20 protein-coding genes are annotated in these 22,928 nt (G+C 65.7%); 10 read left to right on the top strand and 10 right to left on the bottom strand.

From position 1 onward, the window contains the following. Positions 1-8 precede the first annotated feature (8 nt). From Q0693_RS06025 to Q0693_RS06010, 4 genes are read left to right on the top strand one after another with little or no spacing between them, the layout of a single operon-like run. Positions 9-431, top strand: coding sequence for a hypothetical protein (locus tag Q0693_RS06025; protein WP_298629966.1), 423 nt, complete (start codon positions 9-11; stop codon positions 429-431). A gap of 1 nt (position 432) precedes the next feature. Then, the gene (locus Q0693_RS06020) at positions 433-3,096 is read left to right on the top strand and encodes an AAA family ATPase (RefSeq protein ID WP_298629964.1); all 2,664 of its coding nucleotides are present in this window, start codon (positions 433-435) and stop codon (positions 3,094-3,096) included. Then, positions 3,075-4,805, top strand: a complete 1,731-nt coding sequence (gene dnaG / locus Q0693_RS06015; RefSeq protein WP_298629962.1) for a DNA primase — start codon at positions 3,075-3,077, stop codon at positions 4,803-4,805. The genes Q0693_RS06020 and dnaG overlap by 22 nt, the downstream gene beginning before the upstream one ends. A gap of 39 nt (positions 4,806-4,844) precedes the next feature. Then, positions 4,845-5,828 (top strand): malate dehydrogenase, encoded by a 984-nt coding sequence (locus Q0693_RS06010; RefSeq protein WP_298629960.1) that lies wholly within the window; start codon positions 4,845-4,847, stop codon positions 5,826-5,828. A 38-nt stretch (positions 5,829-5,866) separates the two neighbouring features. On the opposite strand, the gene Q0693_RS06005 is transcribed toward Q0693_RS06010, so the two are convergent. Both Q0693_RS06005 and Q0693_RS06000 read right to left on the bottom strand, forming a co-directional pair. Then, positions 5,867-6,331, bottom strand: a complete 465-nt coding sequence (locus Q0693_RS06005; RefSeq protein WP_298629958.1) for a phosphoribosyltransferase family protein — start codon at positions 6,329-6,331, stop codon at positions 5,867-5,869. Then, positions 6,331-7,548 carry an aspartate kinase gene (locus tag Q0693_RS06000; protein WP_243030150.1) on the bottom strand — a complete coding sequence of 406 codons (1,218 nt, stop codon included), beginning with the start codon at positions 7,546-7,548 and terminating at the stop codon, positions 6,331-6,333. The genes Q0693_RS06005 and Q0693_RS06000 overlap by 1 nt, the downstream gene beginning before the upstream one ends. Before the next feature lie 88 nt (positions 7,549-7,636). Between Q0693_RS06000 and Q0693_RS05995 the strand changes: the two genes are divergently transcribed. Together Q0693_RS05995 and rpoD are read left to right on the top strand one after the other, a co-directional pair. Beyond that, on the top strand, positions 7,637-8,767 hold the full coding sequence (locus Q0693_RS05995) for a methyltransferase (protein ID WP_298629955.1): 1,131 nt from the start codon (positions 7,637-7,639) through the stop codon (positions 8,765-8,767). Positions 8,768-8,791: 24 nt separating this feature from the next. Continuing rightward, on the top strand, positions 8,792-10,273 hold the full coding sequence (gene rpoD / locus Q0693_RS05990) for an RNA polymerase sigma factor RpoD (protein WP_298629953.1): 1,482 nt from the start codon (positions 8,792-8,794) through the stop codon (positions 10,271-10,273). 3 nt (positions 10,274-10,276) lie between these two features. Here the strand turns inward: rpoD and Q0693_RS05985 are convergent, their stop codons facing one another. Next, positions 10,277-10,777: a 2'-5' RNA ligase family protein gene (locus tag Q0693_RS05985; RefSeq protein WP_243030147.1), complete on the bottom strand. Its 501-nt coding sequence runs from the start codon at positions 10,775-10,777 to the stop codon at positions 10,277-10,279. Between the two features lie 138 nt (positions 10,778-10,915). Here Q0693_RS05985 and Q0693_RS05980 point away from each other — a divergent pair, with 138 nt between their 5' ends. The 4 genes from Q0693_RS05980 (at position 10,916) to Q0693_RS05965 (ending at position 13,984) form a co-directional block, all read left to right on the top strand. Then, on the top strand, positions 10,916-12,031 hold the full coding sequence (locus Q0693_RS05980; RefSeq protein WP_298629951.1) for a hypothetical protein: 1,116 nt from the start codon (positions 10,916-10,918) through the stop codon (positions 12,029-12,031). A 58-nt stretch (positions 12,032-12,089) separates the two neighbouring features. Beyond that, positions 12,090-12,578 carry an NUDIX hydrolase gene (locus Q0693_RS05975; protein WP_298629948.1) on the top strand — a complete coding sequence of 163 codons (489 nt, stop codon included), beginning with the start codon at positions 12,090-12,092 and terminating at the stop codon, positions 12,576-12,578. After that, entirely contained in the window at positions 12,556-13,440 is an 885-nt protein-coding gene (gene ribF, locus Q0693_RS05970) for a riboflavin biosynthesis protein RibF (protein WP_298629946.1), read from the top strand. Before Q0693_RS05975 ends, ribF begins: the two co-directional genes overlap by 23 nt. A gap of 109 nt (positions 13,441-13,549) precedes the next feature. Then, positions 13,550-13,984, top strand: coding sequence for a rhodanese-like domain-containing protein (locus tag Q0693_RS05965; protein ID WP_298629944.1), 435 nt, complete (start codon positions 13,550-13,552; stop codon positions 13,982-13,984). A gap of 36 nt (positions 13,985-14,020) precedes the next feature. Here Q0693_RS05965 and gcvPB read toward each other — a convergent pair whose 3' ends face one another. The 7 genes from gcvPB to Q0693_RS05930 all read right to left on the bottom strand — a co-directional run bounded on the left by gcvPB (position 14,021) and on the right by Q0693_RS05930 (position 22,749). Then, the gene (gcvPB, locus tag Q0693_RS05960) at positions 14,021-15,445 is read right to left on the bottom strand and encodes an aminomethyl-transferring glycine dehydrogenase subunit GcvPB (RefSeq protein ID WP_298629942.1); all 1,425 of its coding nucleotides are present in this window, start codon (positions 15,443-15,445) and stop codon (positions 14,021-14,023) included. Then, positions 15,442-16,758 carry an aminomethyl-transferring glycine dehydrogenase subunit GcvPA gene (gene gcvPA / locus Q0693_RS05955; RefSeq protein ID WP_298629941.1) on the bottom strand — a complete coding sequence of 439 codons (1,317 nt, stop codon included), beginning with the start codon at positions 16,756-16,758 and terminating at the stop codon, positions 15,442-15,444. The genes gcvPB and gcvPA overlap by 4 nt, the downstream gene beginning before the upstream one ends. Before the next feature lie 117 nt (positions 16,759-16,875). Continuing rightward, positions 16,876-17,262 carry a glycine cleavage system protein GcvH gene (gcvH, locus tag Q0693_RS05950; protein ID WP_114312099.1) on the bottom strand — a complete coding sequence of 129 codons (387 nt, stop codon included), beginning with the start codon at positions 17,260-17,262 and terminating at the stop codon, positions 16,876-16,878. An 18-nt stretch (positions 17,263-17,280) separates the two neighbouring features. Further along, a complete protein-coding gene (gene gcvT / locus Q0693_RS05945; protein WP_243030140.1) occupies positions 17,281-18,330 on the bottom strand; it encodes a glycine cleavage system aminomethyltransferase GcvT in 1,050 nt (349 codons plus the stop codon). Between the two features lie 15 nt (positions 18,331-18,345). Further along, entirely contained in the window at positions 18,346-20,100 is a 1,755-nt protein-coding gene (locus Q0693_RS05940; protein WP_298629938.1) for an ATP-binding protein, read from the bottom strand. Continuing rightward, entirely contained in the window at positions 20,097-21,014 is a 918-nt protein-coding gene (locus tag Q0693_RS05935) for a DNA double-strand break repair nuclease NurA (RefSeq protein ID WP_243030138.1), read from the bottom strand. Before Q0693_RS05935 ends, Q0693_RS05940 begins: the two co-directional genes overlap by 4 nt. Before the next feature lie 4 nt (positions 21,015-21,018). After that, on the bottom strand, positions 21,019-22,749 hold the full coding sequence (locus Q0693_RS05930; protein WP_298629934.1) for an NAD-dependent malic enzyme: 1,731 nt from the start codon (positions 22,747-22,749) through the stop codon (positions 21,019-21,021). Between the last annotated feature and the right edge of the window lie 179 nt (positions 22,750-22,928).

The raw sequence follows: 22,928 nt of genomic DNA, 5'->3' as shown, positions 1-22,928 counted from the left end.
CTTTAGCCATGACCCCCAGGGCCACCGCCACCGGCCACGCCATAGAGGAAAGCCCCGAGGCCTTCTTCGCCCGTTTCCGAGCCCATGGGGTGGAGGCTTACCTGTTTCCCGAACCTTGGGGAAGCCCCTTGCTGGAGGGCCTGGCCCGGGGCCAGGTCTTCTACGCCTTGGACCGGGGTACCCCCCCTGCCCCCACCGGCCCCACCTGGGTGCTCCTGCACGGGATGGTGCGGGAGGCCAAACCCTTAAGAGGGGAGGCCTTCTGGCAACGGGAGGGGGCCTCCTACCGCCTAGGGGGGAAAGCCCTCCCCTTGGCCGAGGGCTTTTACTTGCTGGAAAGCCTCCTGCCCCTGGTGGTGTATGCGGAAGATCCCTTGCCGGAGATGGCCGAGGTGCTCCTCTGGCCACCTCTAATGCTCTTCCGGGAGTGAGATGCGCTGCGAATGCGGGCAGAAAAACCCCCCCGAGGCCCGTTTTTGCATGGCCTGCGGCCGGGCCCTGGGGGCCCTTTTGCCCGAGGAAAGGCGGTATGTAAGCGTTCTCTTCTACGATCTGGTGAACTCCAGCCAGCACTTCCAAGCGGGCCTCCAGGTGGCCTACCAGCACCTGCAGGAGGCCCTCGAGGAGGCCGCTCGCGTGGCCCGGGCCCAAGGAGGTTTCGTCCACCGCTTCCTGGGGGATGGGATCCTGGTCCTCTTTGGGGCCCCCAGGGCTCGGGGCAAAGAGCCCTGGCGGGCCCTGGAGGCCGCCTTGGAGATGGTGCGCACCTCCCCTTTGCCCGCCCGGGCCGGGGTGGCCAGCGGGGAGGTGCTTTGGGCCCCCTTGGGAAGCGGCCAGGCAGGCGAACCCACCGCGGTGGGCCCCCCGGTGGTCCTGGCGGAGCGGCTCAGCAAGATGGCCCTTCCGGGAGAGGTGCTCACCGAGCCCCAAACCCTGGCCCTGGCCCGAGGGGTGGAGGCGGAAGGCCTGGGCCTCCGGGAGGCCAAGGGCCTGGGAACGGTGGAGGTGTCCCGGGTGAAGGCGGTCCAGGTAGGGCTGGACCCGGACGGCCAGGCTCTTCTGGCCCTCCTTCAGAAAACCTTCGGCCGCTTCCCCGCCCGCCTGAACCTGGTGGGCCCGCCGGGAAGCGGCAAAACCCTTCTTCTGGAGAAGTTTTTGGAAGCCTTTCCTCACCCCGTGGTGGTCCTGGAGCGCATGGGGCCGGAAACCCCCTTGCGGACCACCCTGCGCCAGGCGGTGGAGAAGGCCTTTGGTGAACCGGAAGCCCTCTTAGCCCTGGCGGACCTTTCCCCCGAACTTGCCCTGGCCTGGCGCTACAGCCTGGGCCTCGAGGAAAAGGGCCCCGAAGGGACCAGGTTGGCTAGGGTGGCCCGCCCTCCCTGGGATCGCACCACCCTGGAGGCGGCCATTTACGAGGCCTGGAAAAGGGTTTTGCAAAACCTGCCCCACCCCCTCCTCCTGGTGGCCAAAAACCTCCATGCCCCAGATCGCATCCTGCGGGCCCTTCTTCGGCACCCTTTCCCCAACCTCTCGGTCCTGGCGGAAAGCCGCAGGCCCTTATTCCCGCCTATCCTGGAGGTCCAGGGCCTCAAGGCCCCTCCCCTACTGGCCCTGCAACCCGCCCTAGACGCCCTCCCCCCGGCGGAACGCCAGGCCCTTTTGATCCTGGGGGTGCTGGAGCAGGACTCCCCCCTCCTGGAGGAAGAAAGGCGCAAAGGAGACCTGGTGGAGCTCCTGCAGGGGCTAGCGGGCAGCTTTTCCGCCGAACGCCTGGAGGAGGAGGGCCTGGTGCAAGGGGGCAGGGTCCTACCCGAGATCGCCCAGGCGGCCCGGGCCCTGGTGCCGGAGGAGCGGGCCAAGGCCTGGCACCAGGCGGCGGCCCGCTTTTACCGGGAAAAGGGGGCCCTCTGGCCCATGGCCCACCACCTGAAGGAGGCCGGGCAGGTGCAGGAGGCGGTGCAGGCCCTGAGGCTTCTCGCCCAGGCCGCCTGGCGGCAAGGCCACCCCGAACAGGCCATTCCTCTTTACCACGAGGCCCTGAAGGCCGCCCCACCCTCCTGGCGGGAGGCCTTGGCCAAGGAGCTCCAGGATGCCCAGGCTTCCTTAGGCCAAGCGGAGGAGGCCCAAGGGGGCCCTAGGTCCGAAGACCCCGTGCTGGAAGCCCTCCGCCAGGCCCAGCATCCCTTACACCTCCTTCCCCTCCTGCCCAGCCTCAAGCCCTACCCCCTGGAGGAGGCCCAGGCCCGGCTTAGGGTGGCGGGGGCCCTTTGGCGGGCCTTCCAGCCCCGGCAAGCCCTGGAGGTCCTCACCGAGCCCCATCCCCTTATCCCCGCTTCCCTACGCCTCCACCGGCAGAGCCTAAGGGCGGGCCTCCTCATGGACCTGGGCCGCTACGCCGAAGCGGAGGCCCTGCTAACCGAGGCCCCGCCCGGGGACCTGGAGTCGGAAACCCGCTTCCACGCCACCCGGATCCGCCTCCTTCTGGAAACCGGCCGCCTCCCCCAAGCCCTGGAGGAGGGCGAGGCCGCTTACCACCGGATGCCCCACCCCTGGCTGGCTGCCGCCCTCCTCTCCACCTGGACCCTAAGGGGGCGGTTCCGGGAGGATCTCTTCCAGGCCGCCCTGCACCACCCGGACGGCAAGGCCCTGGGGGTATTGGCCCTGGCCCACCACCGCTGGCAAAAGGGCCATGATCCCACCCCCCTCCTGAAGGAGGCCCTGCGGGAGGCCAGGAGGCTTTCCAACCCCTACGTGTACCACCTGGCCCTGACCTCCCTGGCCCTTTACCTCTGGCCCAAGGCCCCAAGAAGGGCCCAGACCCTCTCCCAGTACCTCCTCTACCAGACCCACCGCACGGGCTTCGCCGTACACCTGGAGGTGGCCCGGCTCCTAAGGGCCCAGCTCCTCCTTGAAGGGGGGGAGAGGGTGGAACACCTCCTGGGATTCACCCCCTCTGTGCCCCTAACTCACGTCTGGCAGAAGGTCCTCCTGGGGGAGGAACCCCAAGGGGACCTCCGGGGATACGGTATCCTGGGAAGGTGGGTCCTGAGGCTTTGGCGTGAGCGGGGGGTAGGATGGAGGCGGCCCATGCGGTAGAGGCCATCAAGCGTCGCCTCTCCCTAAGGGAGGTGGTTGCCCGGTACGTGGCCCTAAAGCCCGCAGGCCGCGGCCGCTGGAAGGGTCTTTGCCCCTTCCACCAGGAAAAGACCCCCTCCTTCTACGTGGACGAAGAGAAGGGGCTCTTCCACTGCTTCGGTTGCAAGGCGGGAGGGGATCTCTTCGCCTTTGTGGAAAGGATTGAAGGCCTGGACTTCCGGGAGGCCTTAGAGCGCCTGGCGGAGGAGGCAGGGGTAGAGCTCCCCAAGGGCGGGGCTCCCGCCAAGCGCCGGGAGCTTCTGGATGTCCTCAAGCTTTCCCAGGAGTACTTCCTGGAGGGGCTTAAGGCCTCCCTCGAGGCCCAGGCGTATCTGGAGGGCCGAGGCCTCAACCCGGAAAGCATAGCCCGCTTTGGCCTGGGCTATGCCCCCCCCAAGGGGGATGGCCTCCTCACCCACCTGAGCCGGCACGGCATCAGCCCGGAGGAGGGCCTTAAGGCCGGGGTCCTGGCGGAAAAGGACGGGCGCTTCTACGACCGCTTCCGGAACCGCATCACCTTCCCCATCAAGGACCAGCTGGGGCGGATCGTGGCCTTCACGGGAAGAGCCTTGGGGGAGGAAACCCCCAAGTACCTGAACTCCCCGGAAACCCCCCTCTTCCGCAAGCGGGAGGTGCTCTTCGCCTACCCCGAGGCCAAGGCCAAACTGCGCGAGGGGCGGGCCATCGTGGTGGAAGGGCTTTTTGACGCCATCGCCCTCCACCAGATGGGCTTCACCGAGGCGGTGGCGGTTTTGGGCTCGGGGCTTTCCGAGGAGCAGGCCCACCTTTTGGCCATGCAGGAGGTGCGGGAGGTCTACCTGGCCTTTGACGCCGACGAGGCCGGACAAAAGGCCACCCTGCAGAGCCTGGACCTCTCCTTGGCCCGGAAGTTCCTCTTCTATGCCGTGCGCCTGCCCCGCAAGGACCCCGGGGAGCTCCTTCTCCTCCCTGAGGGCCCGGCCCTCTTCCAAAAGGCCCTGGAGGAGGCCCTCCCCGAGGTGGAGTTCCGCTTCCAGGAGGCCAGCCGGGGCCTCGACCTAACCCGGCCCGAGCACAAGCGCAAAGTATTGGAAGCCCTCACCCCCAGGATGCTCTCCCCGGAGCCCTTTGATCCCGTGGCCGACCGCCTCAAGGCCCTGGTGGTGGAGCGGTTAGGGCTTTCCCCGCGCCAGCTGGAGGACTACCTGGCCAGCCTCAAGCGGGGCAAACGCCCACCCCCCCAACCCCCCAAGGCCGAGCCCAAAAACCGGGTCCTCCTTTTGGAGCTGGACGTGATGGCCCTCCTCCTCTCCCTGCCGGAGGAGCGCTTTGCCGAGTGGGTGCACCACACGGCCCTTCACGTATGGCCCCCGGAAGGCTCCCTGCTCTCCGAGTTCTTGGAGCTGGCCAGCCGCGAACCCCGACGGGATTACCTGCGCCAGGTGCTAAGCCGCAAAGAAGCGGGGGGCATCCTTCTGGAAAGGCTGATGCTGGTCCCCTCCATGGACGAGCCCAGGTTCCCAGAACTCCTGGAAAAAACCCTGGCCCGCTTGCGGGAAGCCTATTACCTGGAGCGTCGGGCCAAGCTGAAAGAAGAGCTTCACCGCAACCCCAGCCTGGAGATCCTGCGAGAAATCCAGGAACTGGACCAGGCCATTGAGGCGGAAAGGCGCATCTACCGTAACCTTTGAGGTAGAATCCTTTCGGGCATAGGCCCATGGAGGTACAGGATGAAAAGCCCCGTTCGCGTGGCGGTCACCGGCGCCGCAGGCCAGATCGGCTACAGCCTTCTTTTCCGCATCGCTGCAGGGGAGATGCTGGGAAAGGACCAGCCCATCATCCTCCAGCTCTTGGAGATCCCCCAGGCCCTCAGAGCCCTGGAAGGGGTCATCATGGAGCTGGAGGACTGCGCCTTCCCCCTCTTGGCGGGGATCGTGGCCACGGACGACCCCAAGGTGGCCTTTAAGGACGCCGACTACGCCCTTTTGGTGGGGGCGGCCCCCAGGAAGGCGGGCATGGAGCGCCGCGACCTCCTGGAGATGAACGGCCGGATCTTCACCGAGCAGGGCCGGGCCCTGGCCGAGGTGGCCAAGCGCCAGGTCAGGGTCCTGGTGGTGGGCAACCCCGCCAACACCAACGCCCTCATCGCCTACAAAAACGCCGAGGGCCTGGATCCCAGGAACTTCACCGCCATGACCCGGCTGGACCACAACCGGGCCAAGGCCCAGCTTTCCAAGAAAACCGGGGTTCCCGTGGACCGCATCCGCCGGATTGCCGTATGGGGCAACCACTCCTCCACCATGTTCCCCGACCTCTTCCATGCGGAGGTGGACGGCAAACCCGCCTTGGAGCTGGTGGACATGGAGTGGTACGAAAAGGAGTTCATCCCCACCGTGGCCCAAAGGGGAGCGGCCATCATCCAGGCCCGGGGTGCCTCCAGCGCCGCCAGCGCCGCTAACGCCGCCATTGAGCACATCCGCGACTGGGCCCTGGGCACCCCTGAAGGGGACTGGGTTTCCATGGCCATCCCTTCCGACGGCTCCTACGGGGTCCCCGAGGGGATCGTCTACTCCTTCCCCGTCACCGCCAAGGATGGGAGGTACGCGATCGTCCGGGGTTTGGAGATCAACGACTTCGCCCGGAAGCGGATGGAGATCACCGCCCAGGAGCTTCTGGACGAGATGGAACAGGTAAAGGCTCTGGGGCTCATCTAGGGCTTCCGCACCCCACCCTGGCCCAAGGCCAGGGTGGCTTACGTTTTCCTCCAGGCCTCCGGGGCCCAAGGGTAGACCACCCAGGCCTCCGTGGCCTCGGCGTACACGTCGGGTTGGTCCGGCACCTGGTTCCGGCCGGGCTTGAAGTGCAGGGTGGCCACCAAGGGAAAACCGCCCGCCTGGCGCACCCGGAGCTTCACCGCCAGGGCTGTCCGCCCCGAGTCCCACACGTCATCCACCACCAAAACCCTTTTGCCAAAAAGCACAGGATCCGGGGGAAACTGCAAGAACACCGGCTCAGGAAGAGCCTCCTCCCCCTCGTAGAACCTCACCGCTGCCGTCACGATGTCCCGCATTCCCAAGGCCTGGGCCAGAAGGGCCGTGGGGATGAGCCCGCCCCGGGCGATGCCCAGGATGAGGTCAAACTCCTCCCCCGGAAGCCTCCCAACCAGGTGGCGCACCAGGCGAAGGAGATCCTCCCAGGAGAGGAAGGTCCTTTCCATCAGGGCTTATCCAGCTCAAAGGCCTGGTGCACCGCCCTTAGGGCCGCCTCGGCATACTGGGCGGGGATGATGACGGAGATGCGCACCTCGCTGGTGGCGATCATCTCAATGTTGGCCCCGGTGGAGGCCACCGCCTGGAACATCTTGGCGGGGATCTCCGGGGCCGAGGCCAACCCCACCCCCACGATGGAGACCTTGGCGATGTCAGGGCGGAGAAGGGCCTCCCCCCCGATCTCGGCCAGGACGGGTTCCAGGGCCTCGAGGGCCTCCTGGGCAAAGTCCTTCTTCACGGTAAAGGCCATCTGCTGCCGGGAAGGATCGTGCCCGGGAACCCCTTGGATGATCATGTCCACGGCGATGCCCCGCTCCGCCAGGGCCTGGAAGACCTTGGCGGCGATCCCCGGCTGGTCCGGGATCCCAATGAGCCCGATCTGGGCGTGGTCCAGATCCAAGGCCGCACCCGTCACCACCTTGCCCATCTCCATGTTGACCTCCTTCACCAAGGTACCGGGGTTATAGGAGAAGCTGGAGCGCACGTGGAGCACCACCCCGTAACGCTTGGCATAGTACACCGCCCGAGGGTGGAGGACCCTGGCCCCCAGGGCGGCCATCTCCAGCATCTGGTCGTAGCCGATGGCCTCCAGTTTGCGGGCCTCGGGGATCAGGTGGGGATCGGTGGTGTAGACCCCTTCCGTGTCCGTGTAGATCTCGCACTCCTTGGCCCCCAGGGCAGCGGCGATGGCCACGGCGGTGGTGTCGGAACCTCCCCGGCCCAAGGTGGTGATCTCCCCCTCGAGGGTGGTGCCCATGAAGCCGGCGATCACCGCCACATACCCTTGGTCCAAAGCCTCCTGAATGCGGGTAGGGTTTACCTCCAGGATGCGGGCATCGCCAAAGCGCCCATCGGTGAGGATGCCGATCTGGTGTTGCACAAACCCCCTGGCCGGGATGCCCATGGCCCATAGCTGCATGGAGAGGAGGGCCACGGAAACCTGCTCCCCGGTGGTGGTGAGGAGGTCCAGCTCCCTGAAAGGTGGTCTCGGATTCACCCGCTTGGCCAAGGCGATGAGCTCGTCGGTGGTGTGGCCCATGGCCGAGACCACCACCGCCAGCCTATGCCCCTTTTCCCGGTAGTGGGCGATGCGCTGGGCCACCTTGTGGATGCGCTCCAGGTCCCCCACGGAGGTGCCGCCATATTTTTGCACGACCAGGGCCACGTCTGCCTCCTTGCCGCCATGGGGGCGGCTTGAAAAGGAATACTATCACATTTGCCCATCCACCCCAAGCCCCGTATCCTGGAGCATTGTGGGCCTGACCCTAACCGAGTACCACCGCCTCACCCCCTTACCCCGGCCGGGAGGGGTGCTTTACGTGAAGCCGGGGGCCCGGGGATACCGGGATCCGGTCTATGAGCTCCTGCAAAAAGTGGTAACGCCTTACGGGGAAAAGGCCCTGGACCCCAACCCCGGGGTGGGTCTGGGAAGCCTTCCCCTGGAAGGCCGGATGGTGGTGGAGAGGCTGGAGACCTCCAGGGCCGCCTTGCGGTGCCTCGAGGCCAGCGGCCTAAGGGTCCGCCTGGCCCCTCCCTGGGAGGCGGAGGAGAACGCCTACCACCTGGTGGTCCTGGCCCTGCCCGCAGGCCGGGGCACCGCTTACGTGCAGGCCACCCTGGTGGCCGCCGCCCGCGCCTTACGGATGGGGGGGCGGGTGTATCTGGCCGGGGATAAGAACAAGGGGTTCGAGCGCTACTTTAAGGAGGCCCAGGCCCTCTTGGGCTACGGCAAGGTGCTGAAGCGGGAAGGCCCGGTGCGGGTGGCCCTTCTGGAAAAGGAAAAAGAGGCTCCACCCCTACCCGCCCTCTGGCACCGCTTTGCGGCCACGCTTCTCGGAGAGTCCTTCACCTTCTTCCACCTCCCTGGAGTCTTTTCCGCCGGGAAGGTGGACAAAGCCTCGGTGCTTCTTCTGGAGGCCCTGGTGGGGGAGGTGGGCCGGGAAGGCATCCGGGGAAAGCGCATCCTGGACCTGGGGGCAGGCTACGGGGCCCTCACCCTGCCCTTGGCCCACATGGGCGGGGAGGTGACGGCCCTAGAGGACGACCTGGTCTCGGTCCTCTCCTTGAGGAGGAACCTGGTGGAGAACCAGCTCACCGCCCTGGTACTCCACTCCGATGTGGACGAGGCCTTGACAGAAGGTGAGGCATTTGACATCATAGTTACGAACCCCCCTTTTCACGTGGGGGGAGCGGTTATCCTGGATGTGGCCCAGGCCTTCGTGGAAGCGGCGGCGGCCCGGCTAAAGCCGGGCGGTGGGTTTTTCCTGGTGGCCAACCCCTTTCTGAAGTATGAGCCCCTACTGGAGGAGCGCTTTGGCGCTTTTAGGACGCTTTTGGTGAGGGAGTACAAGGTGCTTTTCGCCCAAAAGGCCAACCGGGGATAGAAACCCCAAGGAGGGAGGTCCGCGTTGAAGAAGACCAAGAACAAGGCAAAGCAGGTTACCGCTGGGGAAGAGGAAAGGATGTCCGTCCAAACCCAAGAACCCACCAACGCCCTAAAGAAATCCCCCAAGGCCTCCCCGGCCAAGGCAAGCCCTGAGGGGGCCGCCTCGGAAAAGCGGGGGAAAACCCCTCCCCAGGAGGAAACCCCCCTCGAGGAGATGGCCCCGGCTGCCCAGGATCCCCAGAGGAGCTATCCGGAGGAGGGGCCGGAGGAACCCCAGCCCGAGGTGGAGGAGCCCGACCTCGCCCCCGAGATCTTCCTGGAGGAGCCCCTGGACCCCATGGGGGAGGAGGGCTTCCTGGAGGCCGACGACCTTCTTCTCCCCGAGGAAGGGCCTTCCCCGGACTACCTGGGCGAGGAGCTCTTTGAGGAAGAGGAGGAACTGGCCCTTCCCAAGGTATCCACCTCCGATCCCGTGCGCCAGTACCTGCACGAGATCGGCCAGGTTCCCCTCCTCACCTTGGAGGAGGAGATCGAGCTGGCCCGCAAGGTGGAGGAGGGCATGGAGGCCATTAAGAAGCTCTCCGAGGCCACGGGCCTGGATGGGGATTTGGTCCGCGAGGTGGTCCGGGCCAAGATCCTGGGCTCCGCCCGCATCGGCCAGATCCCCGGCCTAAAGGAGAAACTGGACCCCAAGACGGTGGAGGAGATTGACCAAAAGCTCAAAAGCCTCCCCAAGGAGCTTAAGCGCTACCTGCACCTCGCCCGCGAGGGGGAGGCCGCCCGCCAGCACCTCATAGAGGCCAACCTGAGGCTGGTGGTTTCCATCGCCAAGAAATACACCGGCCGAGGGCTCTCTTTTCTGGATCTAATACAGGAAGGCAACCAAGGCCTCATCCGGGCGGTGGAGAAGTTTGAGTACAAGCGGCGCTTCAAGTTCTCCACCTACGCCACCTGGTGGATCCGCCAGGCCATCAACCGGGCCATCGCCGACCAGGCCCGCACCATCCGCATCCCCGTGCACATGGTGGAGACCATCAACAAGCTCTCCCGCACCGCCCGCACCCTGCAGCAGGAGCTGGGGCGGGAACCCACCTACGAGGAGATCGCCGAGGCCATGGGCCCGGGCTGGGACGCCAAGCGGGTGGAGGAAACCCTGAAGATTGCCCAGGAGCCGGTTTCCTTGGAAACCCCCATCGGGGACGAAAAGGACAGCTTCTATGGGGACTTCATCCCCGACGAGAACCTGCCCTCCCCCGTGGAGGCCGCCGCCCAGAGCCTCCTGGCCGAGGAGTTGGAAAAAGCCCTCTCCAAGCTTTCTGAGCGGGAGGCCATGGTGCTGAAGCTGCGCAAAGGCCTCATAGATGGACGGGAGCATACCCTCGAGGAGGTGGGGGCCTACTTTGGGGTCACCCGGGAGCGCATCCGCCAGATTGAGAACAAGGCCCTGAGAAAGCTCAAGTACCACGAGTCCCGCACCCGTAAGCTCCGGGACTTCCTGGACTAGCCCTCACCCGGTACCCAGGGGAAAGCGGGCCACCTCCAAGAGGTGGCCCTCGTTTTCGTCCCGCACCAAGGCCACCTCCCTCACCATGAAGGAATGCCGGGGTGGGGGCGGAAGGCTTTGGACCAGCCCCTTAGCCTCCTCTTCGGAAAGCCCCAGGGCCAGGGTAAGGTGGGGTAGGTAGCTGGGGCCCTCAATCTCCTTAAGGGGCGGGGCCAAGGGCTCCAAGGCATGGTAGAGCCGCCGGAAAGGCGTACCCCCGTAGGCCCTCAGGTAGACCACCCCTTGGGGAAAATAGCCCCAACTCCCCAGGCGCAGGCGAAAGGGAGCATGCCCCCGGAGGATGCCCGAAAGGGCGATCTTCAACGCCTCCTCCTCGTAGGGCCAGTCAAAGGGCTGGCGCAGGTTGAGGTGAGGAGGGCCAAAGCCCCTCACCCCATACTGGGCCTGCAGGCCTTCCAGAAAACCCTTCAGGTCTTCCGGCGGCCACACCAGCACCCCATACATGCCGCCCAGTATACCCTCTGTACCTGGATACCCTACCCCTGGCTATCGCGGGGGAACGTGCCCCCGCTTGCAGGGACACCTTGCCCTTGACTCAGGTGGTAATGGGGGTATGTAATGGACGCGTAAGGGGTGATGCTTATGAAAAAAGCCCTTTTGGTCCTCTTGGCCCTGGGCCTCATGGTAGCCCTTTCCAACAAGGAGGCTATCCAAAAGGAATGGGAGCAAAGCGCCCATAATAACGGGGTGATGGGGGCCAAGACCCTGAGCGTGGCCACAGTGGAGGCCCGAGCCGAGGGCGCCGCCCACTGCGCCCGTTGCCACAGCGAGCAGGGCTTCATCGCTTGGCTGGACCAGCTTAAAAAGGGCAACCCCGGAAACCTGGTGGGTCCGGACGGCAAGCCGGCCACCGTGGACTACCTCAAGTCCCTGGGGCTGACCAGGGACCAGGTCAGACCCATCACCTGCAAGGCCTGCCACGACGAGGAGGGGGATTTGCGCCTGGTGCACGATACCCCCATGTTGCCCTCGGGGTTTAAGGCCACGGCCGTGGGCAACGCCGCCCTGTGCATCGCCTGCCACAACTCCCGGAACGGCCGCATTACCTGGAACACCGAGGACCCTGGCCGGTATGTGCCGCCCCACGCCTCCAGCCAAGGGGACGTGATCCTGGGTAAGAACGCCTTCTTTGTGGATGACACCAAGGAATGGCCCAACCCCCATGCCTTCTTCACCGGGAACGCCTGCTCCACCTGCCACATGAGCCTGGCGGGGACAGGGGAGTACTCCAGCCACACCTTCAAGACCCCGGAAAACCTCTGCGCCTCCTGCCACGGTACCAAGTACACCAAGGAAATGGTCCAGGAAAACACCAACCACCTCCTCTCCCTGCTGCGTAGCCAGGTGAACGCCCGGGTTCTGGCAGTAAGGGACCGCATTAAGACTGTCCGGGCCTATAACCTGGAAACCGGCCAGTTCGCCCCCAACACCCCGGTGCAGGCTCCGGTGTACCGAGTGGACATCGTTTCCATCGCCGGGCAGATCGCCTTCAAGATGACGCTCACCGACGGCACCGTGCTCTACAGCCAGCTTGGGGATATCCGGGACGAAAAGGGCCAGCCCGTCTTCCTCACCAAGGACCCCATCGTCCGGGCCAGCTGGAACTATCTCCTCCTGGTGAACGACGGCTCCAAGGGGGTGCATAATCCCACCTACACCCGCGCCGTCCTCCTGGCTACCCTGAACGCCCTCCAGTGATTCCCTTGCGGTAACCCCGGGGGGTGTCCCCCGGGGCCGTTGGCCTTAACATGGGGACGTGAGCCGCACCTACCTCTACCGGGGCCGCATCCTGAACCTGGCCTTGGAAGGCCACTACGAGATCGTGGAGCATAGACCAGCGGTGGCCGTCATCGCCATGAAGGACGGGAAGATGCTCTTCGTGCGCCAGCCCCGGCCGGCCGTGGGGCTAGCTCCCCTGGAAATCCCCGCTGGCCTTATGGAACCGGGGGAAGACCCCTGGGAAACTGCCCGGCGGGAGCTGGCCGAGGAAACAGGCCTTACGGGGGACCTTACGCACCTTTTCAGCTACTACGTTTCCCCAGGCTTCACCGATGAGAAGACCCACGTCTTCCTGGCGCAAAACCTAAGGGAAGCAAGCGCAAACCCCGACGAAGACGAGGCCATAGAGGTGGTCTGGCTGGAGCCGGAAAAGGCCTTAGAGATGCACCATAAAGGCGAGGTGGAGTTTTCCGCCACCGGTCTGGTGGGCGTACTTTACTACCATGCTTTTCTCCGAGGTCGCTGACGTCCCCAAGGGGGCCAAGGTGGTGGCCGTGGGCTCCTTTGATGGGGTGCACCTGGGCCATCAGCACCTTTTGCACCTGGCCCAGGCCGAGGCCAAGAGCCTTCACCAGCCCCTTTTGGTCTACACCTTTGACCCTCCCACCAAGGTCTTCACCCGGGGGGAGGGGTTCCTGATGGACCTTACGGAAAAGGTGGAGGCCTTAAGGGCGCTAGGGGTGGAGCTCATCCTGGCGGTAGCCTTCAACGAGACCTTCGCCCAGAGGGAGGCGGAGGAGTTCCTGGAGGACCTAAAGCGGCTGGGAGCCAGCCGCATCTATGTGGGGGAAGACTTCCGTTTTGGCAAGGGAAGGGCCGGGGGGCTCGAGGACTTGGCCCGGGTGGCCCCGGTGCGCACGGTTCCCCTTCTGACCCTAGGTGGGGAACCGGTGAAAAGCAGCCGCATCCGCGCCCTTTTGCAAGAGGGCCGGGTGGAGGAGGCCCGCCACCTCCTGGGCCGGCCCTATGGGGCTTACGGGGTGGTGGTGGAAGGGGAAAAGCTGGGGAGGAAGCTGGGCTTTCCCACCGCCAACCTGGCCGTCCACCCCCAGAAGGTCCTTCCCCCCGGGGTATTTGCCGTGGAGGCCCAAGGAGCCTTTGGCCGCTATAGGGGGGTGGCCAACGTGGGCACGAGGCCCACCCTAGACGGGAGCGAGCGGCGCCTCGAGGTCCACCTCCTGGGCTTTGCCGGGGAACTCTATGGGGAGGAAATGCGCATCGCCTTCCTAAAGCGCCTGCGGGAGGAACGGCGCTTCCCTAACTTGGAAGAGTTAAAGGGCCAGATCGCCAAGGATGTGGCCCTGGCGCGGGCCTATTTCGGCCTCTGAACCCTCTACACCTTAAAACTGTATTCCCGTTTCTTGACAGCTGAAGGGTGGTGAGCTAGGCTTTCAAGCCTAGGAGGAAACCATGAGAAAAAACTTTTCTTTAGCAAGGTTGCCGAAGTGGCCTTGGCTCGGCCTTCTCCTACTGCTTCCCGTTTTGGCGCAAACCAAGCTTCCAACCTTCTTCTCCCCGCCCACCGTCAAGGAGGTAGGGAGCTTCCTGGCCACCATCACCACGGACGACTACAACCGGGATGCGGTGGAGGCCAAGCAGCTGATGGAGTTCATGGAGGCCTTTGTTCTGGATGTCCGGCCTCCTCAGGATTACAAGAACGGACATGTTCCCGGAGCCGTAAACATCCCCCTCCACGAGCTACCCAACCGCCTAGCAGAACTGCCCAAGGGAAAACCCATCGTGGTCTACTGTGGCTCCAGCCATAGAGCCGCCATGGCCTTGCTCTTCCTCCGCGGCCAGGGCTATGAGGTTTACAACATCCGCATGGGCTGGAAAGGTTGGACGGGAGCCGGCCTACCCGTGGAGAAATAAGGCCGCCCTGGGGGAGGGGCCCTAGGCCCCTCCCCTTTATCCTTCGTCAAAGTAGGTGAGCTTGGGCTGCTTGTTGGCCCGCACCTCGTCCAGCCGGCGGACGGGGGTGGTGTAGGGGGCCCCTTCCAGCCACTCCTTGGGCTTTTGCAAGAGCTCCCCGAGGGCCTTGGCGAAGGCCTCGAGGGTCTCCTTGCTCTCCGTCTCCGTGGGCTCCACCATCAGGGCCTCCTTGACGATGAGGGGAAAGTACACCGTGGGCGGGTGGAAGCCCAGCTCCAAAAGCCCCTTGGCCAGGTCCAGGGTGCGGAAGCCCGCGGGCGGCTGGGCCACGAACTCGTGCATGCAAGGCCCGTCGTAGGGGATGCGGTAGCCCCTTTCCTTGAGGAGTTCCTTCAGGTAGCGGGCGTTCAGCACGGAAAGGGCCGCGGCCTTCTTAAGACCCTCTAGCCCTAGGGTGCGGATATAGGCCCAAGCCCGCACCAAGGCCAGGAAGTTGCCATAGAAGCTTCGCACCCGGCCGATGCTCTTGGGGAGGTCAAAGTTCAGGTGGAAGCCCTCCTCTCCCCTTTCCACCGTGGGCACGGGGAGGTAAGGGGCCAGGTGGGCCTTCACCCCCACGGGCCCGGAACCGGGGCCGCCTCCCCCATGGGGCACGGTGAAGGTCTTGTGCAGGTTCAGGTGCACCACGTCAAAACCCATGTCCCCAGGCCGGGCCCAGCCCATGATGGCGTTGAGGTTGGCGCCATCGTAGTAGAGCTGCACCCCCGCCTCCTTGCTCAGGCGGGCGATCTCCAGGATCCGCCTTTCAAAAAGCCCTAGGGTGTTGGGGTTGGTGAGCATGATGGCGGCCACATGGGGGCCCAGCTCCCGCTTTAGGGCCTCGAGGTCCACCTCCCCATCCGGCCCCGAGGGGACCTCCCGCACCTCGTACCCCGCCATGCTGGCGGTGGCGGGGTTGGAGCCGTGGGCGGAGTCCGGCACCAACACCACCCGCCTCTCCTTCCCCTCCCCCCGGTCCTGGTGGTAGGCGCGGATGATGAGGATCCCGGTAAGCTCCCCGTGGGCCCCGGCGGCCGGCTCTAGGGTGATGGCGTCCATGCCGGTGAGGGCCTTCAGGTACTCCCCAAGCTGCCACATGAGCTCCAAGGCCCCTTGGGCGGTCCTCGGGTCCTGGTAGGGGTGGAGGTCGGCGAAAAGCCGCACCGCCTCCTCATGGAGCTTGGGGTTGTACTTCATGGTGCAGCTGCCCAGGGGGTAGAAGGTGGTGTCCACCCCCACCTGGCGGCGGGAAAGCCCCGTGTAGTGGCGCACCAGGGTGAGCTCGTCCACCTGGGGAAGCCGGGGTGGGTCCTTGCGCAGGAACCCTTCCGGGATGTAGCGGGTGGCCTCGGGAACCTCCTGCACCAGCCTCAAGCCCCGTCTTCCCGGACGGCTCCGTTCAAAGATGGTGGGGTAGCTCATGCCAGCACCTCCCGCATGGCCTCCGTAAGGGCCATAAGGTCCTCTTCCCGGTGAAGTTCCGTGGCGGCGAAAAGGGCCAGGTTCTCCCCGTACTCCCTGGGCACCGGGGTGGCGGCGTGGAGGCCCCGTGCCGCCAGGGCTTTTCGCACCGCCTGGGGATCCCGGGGAAGCCTGAGGACGAACTCGTTGAAAAAGGGCTTCGGGGTAAAGGGCGCCACCCCGGGGATCTCCAAGAGGAGTTCCCAAAGGCGGTGGGCCATGGCCACGCCCTTTAGGGCCACCTCCTTAAGGCCTTCTGGCCCCAAGGCCGCCAGGTACATGGCCCCCATGAGGGCGGTGAGCTGGGCGTTGGTGGTGATGTTGCTCTTGGCCTTGGCCCGGCGGATGTACTGTTCCCGCGCCTGCAGGGTGAGGATGTAACCCCGCCTGCCCTCCACGTCCACGGTTTCCGACACCAGCCGGCCGGGAAGCTGGCGCACGAAGGCTTTCTTGGTGGCCAGGTAGCCGAAGTGGGGCCCGCCAAACCCCATGGGCAGACCCAGGGTCTGGCCGTCCCCCACGGCGATGTCCGCCCCGTAGGCCCCGGGCGGCTCCAGAACCCCGAGGGAAAGGGGGTCGGCCACCACCACGAAAAGCGCCCCCGCCCTGTGGGCGGCCTCGGCCAGGGGGGCGAGGTCCTCCAGGGCGCCCAGATAGTTGGGGTTTTGCGCCACCACCGCCCCTGTGCCCTCGGGTATCTCCCCTAGGGGCGTACGGCCCTCCTGCAAAGGCCAGGTGCGAAGCTCGGCCCCTACGGCGTCCAGGTAGCTTTGGAGGACTTCCCGGTACTCGGGGTGCACCCCTTGGGAAACCACCACCCGCATCCTCCCCGTCTCCCTGAGGGCCAAAAGGACCCCTTCCGCCAAGGCGGTAGCCCCGTCGTACATGGAGGCGTTGGCCACCTCCAGGCCCGCAAGCTCCGCCACCATGGTCTGGTACTCAAAAATGGCCTGCAAAACCCCCTGGCTTACCTCCGGCTGGTAAGGGGTGTAGGCGGTGAGGAACTCCCCCCGGCTTGCCAGGGCCTGGACCACGGGCGGGGTGTGATGGCTGCGTATCCCCCCTCCCAAAAAGGCCTTGAAGGCAGGCTTGTTGTTGGCCGCAAGCCGCTTGAGCTCCTCCAACACCGCCCACTCGGGCAAGGGCTCGGGCAGGGAAATCTGGGGGTTTAGAACCTCCTGGGGCAGGTGCCGGTAGAGGTCCTCGAGGCTTCCCGCCCCCACCCGTTCCAGCATGGCCTGGATCTCCTCCTCCGTATGGGGCGTGTAGTCCATAGGTCCATCCTTAAACAAAACCCCCGGGCCATTTGACCCGGGGCCACAGAAGGGCTCCGCTGCCCGGCTAAGGACATCCGGGCACCGCCAAGCCCTAAGCCCGCCATACCGGCCGCCCTACGCCTCGCTTTCCAGGACCTCCTGGTAGCCAGCGGCATCCAGAAGGTCGTCCAGGTGCCCCATGTCCAGGGGGCGAAGGCGGAAGATCCAACCCTCCCCGTAGGGGTCCTGGTTGATGAGCTCCGGGGTCTTCTCCAAGGCGGCGTTCACCTCCACCACCTCCCCAGCCACAGGGGCATAGATGTCGGAGGCGGTCTTCACACTCTCCACCACGGCCACCGCCTCCCCCTTCTCCACCCTGCGCCCCACCTCGGGGAGCTCCACGTAGACCACGTCCCCCAGGGCATCCTGGGCGTAGTCGGTGATGCCCACCAAAACCGTATCCCCTTCGGGCAGGGCCCACTCGTGGGTCTTGGTGTAAAAGCGGTCCTTGGGTATGTCCATAGCGCCTCCTAACCCCCGCTATTTTAGCGGTACAAAGGGCAAAGGGCTAAGGGAAGCCCCAACCTTCCGTCCCCTGACCTCCACCACAAAAGGTCCCTCCGCCTCCTTCTCCACATAGGCCAAGGCGATGCCCTTTTCCAATAGGGGAGAATAGCCCCCGCTGGTCACCCGGCCCACCGCCCGGTCACCGGAGTACACCCCATACCCCTCCCGGGGAATCCCCACCTCCAACACCAGGCCGATGAGCTTATCCGCGCACGGCGTGGCCAGCATCGCCTCCTTGCCGTAGTACTCCTTCTCCCTCTTCACCACCCAGGCCCAGGGGGTGCACAGGGGGTTGGTGGCGTCGGTGAGCTCGTGGCCGTAAAGGGGAAAGCCGGCCTCCAAGCGCAGGGTATCCCGGGCCCCTAGGCCTGCGGGTCTGGCCCCCGCCGCCAAGAGGGCCTCAAAGACCTCTTCGGCATCCCCCGGGGCCAGGAACAGCTCAAAGCCATCCTCCCCGGTGTACCCGGTCCGGGCCAGGCGGGCGGGCCGGCCCGCCACACGAGCGGCGAACACCTCGTTCTTCTTCCTTTGCGAAAGGTCGGCCTCGGTCAATCCCTGGAGGAGGGAGGCCGCCTTAGGCCCCTGGAGGGCCAGAAGGGCGGTCTCCTCCGAGACGTCGGTGAGCTCCACGGCAAAGCCCCGGGCAAGCTCCTTCAGGTGGGCAAAGTCCTTGGCGATGTTGGCGGCGTTCACCACCATGAGGTACTCCTCCTCCGCCAGACGGTACAGGTAGATGTCGTCCACCACCCCCCCTTGGGCGTTGGGAAGCATGGAGTACTGGGCCCGGCCCACCTTGAGCCTGGCGGCGTCGTTAACCGTTGCCCACTGCAAAAAGGCCAGGGCCCCAGGGCCCCGGATGAGAAACTCCCCCATGTGGCTCACGTCAAAAAGCCCCGCCTCCCGGCGCACGAAGAGGTGCTCCTCCACGATGGAGGTGTACTGCAAGGGCAGGGCGTAGCCGGCAAACTCCACCATACGCCCCCCGTGGCGCAGGTGGGCTTGATACAGCGGGGTCTCCTTCATGGTAGCCCCATCCTACTAGAAGAACTCCCGCCTAAGGGCCTCGGCGGAGTTGTCCTCCAGGACCTCCTCCCGCTTGGTGGCCCAAGCCGGGAAGGGAAAGCGCACCAAAAGGGGCACGGGGATCTCCGGCTGGTGCAGGATCACCATCCCCTGGGGCAGGATCAGGGCCCGTTGGCGGAAGGAGGTGGGGAGGTAGCGGTACTCGGGCCGCTCGGCCTCGGCGGCATCCAGCCTGCCCACCACCCGGATGGCGGCGTTGCCCACCACCCTCCGCTCCACCTCGCTGGCGGTCTGCTGCGCCCCGATGAGGATGACCCCCAAGGAGCGGCCCCGTTCGGCGATGTCCAGGAGCACGTCCTTGATGGGGCTTTCCTCGTCCCGGGGAGCGTACTTGTTGAGCTCATCCAAGACCACGAAGACCCGCCCCCGGTACTGGCCCCGCTCCTTCTTGGCGAAGAGGTCGGAGAGGAGGCTACCCACCACGAACATCTGGGCCTGGGGGGAGAGCTTGGCCAGGTCCACCACGTGCACCTGGTGGCTCCCCGAAAGGGGGTCCGGGGGGTTGCCCGGGCGGTCTCCCCGGATCAGGTGGCCCACGTTCTCCACGCTGGAGCGGAGGCGGCGCACAAAGGCCTCGAGGGTCCCCCGGGCCTGGCGGGCCACCCAGGTCTCGTCCCCCTTCCCTTCCCCCGTTTCGGACCCCAGAAGCTTGTACTCCAGGTACTGCACCAGTTGGGCGAAGCTTTTCAACCGCACCCGGCCCAGATCGTCAAAGGTGATCTCCTCCGGAAGCTCCGCTCCTGGCCAGTCCGAAACCAGGAGGTGGGGGCCCTTCTGCCCTTCCGCCAGCCGCCTCAGCTTTTCCGTCACGTGGACGATGAGGTAGCCCAGGTTGCTCATCCCCCCCCGGTCGGCAAAGAGGAAGGGAAGAAGCCCCTTCTGGGCAAACTGCACCAGGTCCCAGTAGTAGGCCTTCACCCCCTCCAGCCGGGTTTCCACGTGGGGAAGGATCCCCTCCCCCCCCTTCTTGGGCGGGGCCAGGAAGGCCACGCTCCTAAAGGGCCCCGGGTCAAGGCCCAGCTTCTCGTAATCCCTTTTGGCCTCCGGGGAAAGGCGCAGGTTGGGCTTGTCCAGGAAGAGGAGGTCCTCCCCCTTCACGTTGAAAAGGAGGACCCGGGCCTGGTGGGCGTCCTCCAGGACCCCGCTTTCCAAGAGGCTCTTCAGGAGGAAGGTGGCGTAGCTGGTCTTGGCCGCCACCCCGCTGATCCCCGAGATGTTGACATGCCCCCCCTTGACCCCGTTCAAAAACTCCAGGTTGAGGTAGGCCACCTCCCCGTTTTTCAGAAACCCCGCGGGAAGCTTGGTGCTTCCCCTTTGGTTTTTCATGGCCTCGTAGTAAAGGGCCAGCTCCAGGTCCTCCCCTTGGGCCAGGTAGACGGCAGAACCCGGGTCTGGGGGGAAAAACTCCTCGGGCAGGATGCGGGTCACGCTCACATGGGCCACGTAGGCCAGGCTCACGGGGATCTTGCCCTCCACCGCCAAGAAGGTGTCGGTATCGTAGCTTTCCCCCTCATGGGCCTTGGCCACGTGGTCCACCATGCCGAAGTAGCGCACCCTGCCCACCTTGGGGTGATAGCCCTCCACCACCACCAGGTCGTCCAGGCGCAAAAGCCCTTCCCCTTCCACCCCCACCCAGAACTCCAAGGGGGTGGCCTCCCGCCGACCCAGCACCACACCGATCCGTTGCCCGTTTTCCGGCCCACCCATCATCCACCTCCCAGATACCGGGCCAGGATGCGGCCCACCAGATCCCGGCTTCCCATCCTACGGGATAGCTCCCGTTCCAGGCTTCCCACGGGCAAGAGGTTCTGGGGGGCCCGGGGGTCTTTAACCGGATGGGAGGCCAGGGCCGGGAAGAGGCTTAGGGAGAGGTCCGCCAGGCCCTTGGCCTCCGGAGAGAGGGGGGTTTCCACCCGCAGGAGGCCGCTTTCGGGAGGCCGCACCCCCTCGGGAGGAAGGGGCAGGCGCAGGTACCAGCTGGCCAGCTCCTGCCCTCCTCGGCGCACGCGGAACATGGGGGTGCGCTCCCCCGGCCTTAGGGTGGGGATGAGGGCCTCCTTGTCCTCAGGGAGGTAGCGGGCCCAGTGGGTTTTGATGTAGCCCAGGACCGGACCCTGGCGCCTAAGGCGCACCGGGCCATCCACGATGAGGAGACCCCCCTCAAGGCCTTTGGCCAGGTCCTCTTCCAAGAGGGCCCGGGCCTTGGCCAAACCCTCCTGCAAGGCCATGGGGGAAAGGGGTTCCCCACCCCCTTCCAGGGGCAAGGGCTCGTACACCAACTCCCCCAGGCCCAAGGGTTCCCAAAGCCCCACCCCCACCCGGCGCACCCGGGGTTCCAAAAGGCGCATTCCCCCCTCGGCAAACGCCACCGCCCCGGCGGCCACACACCCCAAGAGCACCAGCCTCCGGCCATCGGAGATCAAGGCCTCGGCCCGCTCCCGCCCATCCACGAAGTAAAGGGGCTCTGGCCAGGGCACGGGCGGGGCCCCCTTGGCCTCCCAAGGCTCCTCCAAAGGGTGGAAGGGGTAGCTCCCCCCTGAATCCTGGAGGTGGGGCGGGCCCTCGCCTAGCCCGGCCAAGGCCTCTGTGCGAAGGGGTTCTAAGGAGTAGAGCCGCCAGGCCATGCCCTTAGATTACCGGGGCCGGGCGGTAGGGGAGGTACTGGGGCTCCCAAAAGCGGCTGCGCACGAACTCCATAAGCCCCTTGAAGGAAAGCCCCTTCACCCGTTCCTCCTCCGCCACGCCCTCCTCGAGGGCCTTCTGCATCACCCGGGCCGCCACATAAGGGGACACCTCCCTAAGGCGGGCCACCGGGGGGTAAAGGAGCTCGGGGAAATGGCTTTGCGTGTAGTCGTAAAGGGCGTAGGCCGCCTCTAGAACCATCCCGTCCGTCACCTCCCGGGCCCGGGCCAACACCGCCCCCAGGCCGAGGCCAGGGAAGATGAAGGCGTTGTTCCCCTGGCCGATGGGGATGGTCCGCCCCATGTAGCCCACCGGGGGAAAGGGGCTACCCGCCGCCACCAGGGCCCTCCCCTCCGTCCAGTAGATGAGGTCATCGGGCAAGGCCTCGGAGGCGGAGGTGGGGTTGGAAAGGGGGAAGATGATGGGCCTAGGGGTGTTCTCCAGCATGGCCTTGACCACGGGTTCGGTAAAGCTTCCCCCCTGGCCGGAAAGGCCCAGGAGGACCGTGGCCCGGGCATTCTGAATGGTTTCCAATAGATTTGGGTAGGACCCGGAAAACCGCCAGCCGGCAATCCGGTCAGGCCTTTGCGCGTAGGGGGCTTTGTAGCCTTCCATGCTCCGCCCTTCCACCAAGAGCCCCTTGGAGTCCAGGACCAGCACCCGGGCCCGGGCCTCCTCCTGGGAAAGCCCTTCCCGCTTCATGCCTTCCCGCAAGGCCCAGGCCACCCCGATCCCCCCGGCCCCAGCCCCGTAGATGACGATGGTCTGCTCCGAAAGCTTCTCCCCCTTCAGGCGGCAGGCGGAGAGTACCCCCGCCAGGGCCACCGCCCCCGTGCCTTGGATGTCGTCGTTGAAGGAGGGCACCACCTTGCGGTAGCGCTCCAGCACGTGGAAGGCCGCTTCCTTGGCGAAGTCCTCCCACTGGATGAGGGCCTTGGGGTAGCGCTTGCGCACCGCCTCCACGAAGCGGTCCAGGAAGCGGTAGTACTCCTCCCCCCTTAGGCGCTTGTGCCGCACCCCCAGGTAAAGGGGGTCCTTGAGGAGGTCCTCCCGGTCCGTGCCCACGTCCAGCTCCACGGGAAGGGTTTTATCCGGGCCCACACCCCCGGCGGCGGTGTAGATGGTGAGCTTTCCGATGGAGATGGCCATGCCCCCATATCCCTGGTCCCCGATGCCCAGGATGGCCGAGGAGTCCGTGGCCACGATGAGGCGGACCTCCTCCAAGGGCACGTTGGCCAGGGCCTGGTCTATGAGGTCAAGGTTGCGGGTGCTGGCGGTGAAGCCCCGGGGATACCGGTAGATGTGGGAAAACTCCCGCACCGCCTCCCCCACCGTGGGGGTGTAGAGGATGGGGAGCATCTCCTCCAGGTGGTCCACCAACAGGGCATAGAAGAGGACCTCGTTGCGGTCCTGGAGGTGGCGTAGGTAGATGTGCTTCTCCAAAGGGCTTTGGATAAGGCGGTAGCGGCGGTAGACCCGCTCCTTTTGCTCCTCCAGGGTGTTCACGTGGGGAGGAAGGAGGCCCTCGAGGCCCAGGGCTCTTCGCTCCTCCTCGGTGAAGGCCGTACCCTTGTTGAGGAGGGGAAGCCTAAGGAGAAGAAAACCGGAGACATAGGGCTCCAGGTACCGCTCGCCTCGCTCGTCCCGTTTGACGTCGTAATAGCGGCTAACCGGCATAGCCCTATTCTTCCACCGCCAAGGCGGCAAGGCTAGGGTGTGAAGCCCTAAGGGGGGAGGGGTTGGCCCTGCCCGGGGCGCGCCCAGGAGGCGCTTCGCCGCCTCTACCAAGAGGGAAGGATTCCCAAAGAGGCCGTCCTCCGCACCATCAAGGCCAGTAACGCCTTCCTAAGAACCGT

It is taken from the genome of uncultured Thermus sp., from assembly GCF_938010445.1.
In the GTDB taxonomy this organism is placed as follows: Bacteria; Deinococcota; Deinococci; order Deinococcales; family Thermaceae; genus Thermus; species Thermus altitudinis.
This window is presented reverse-complemented; position numbering and strand designations above follow the sequence as displayed.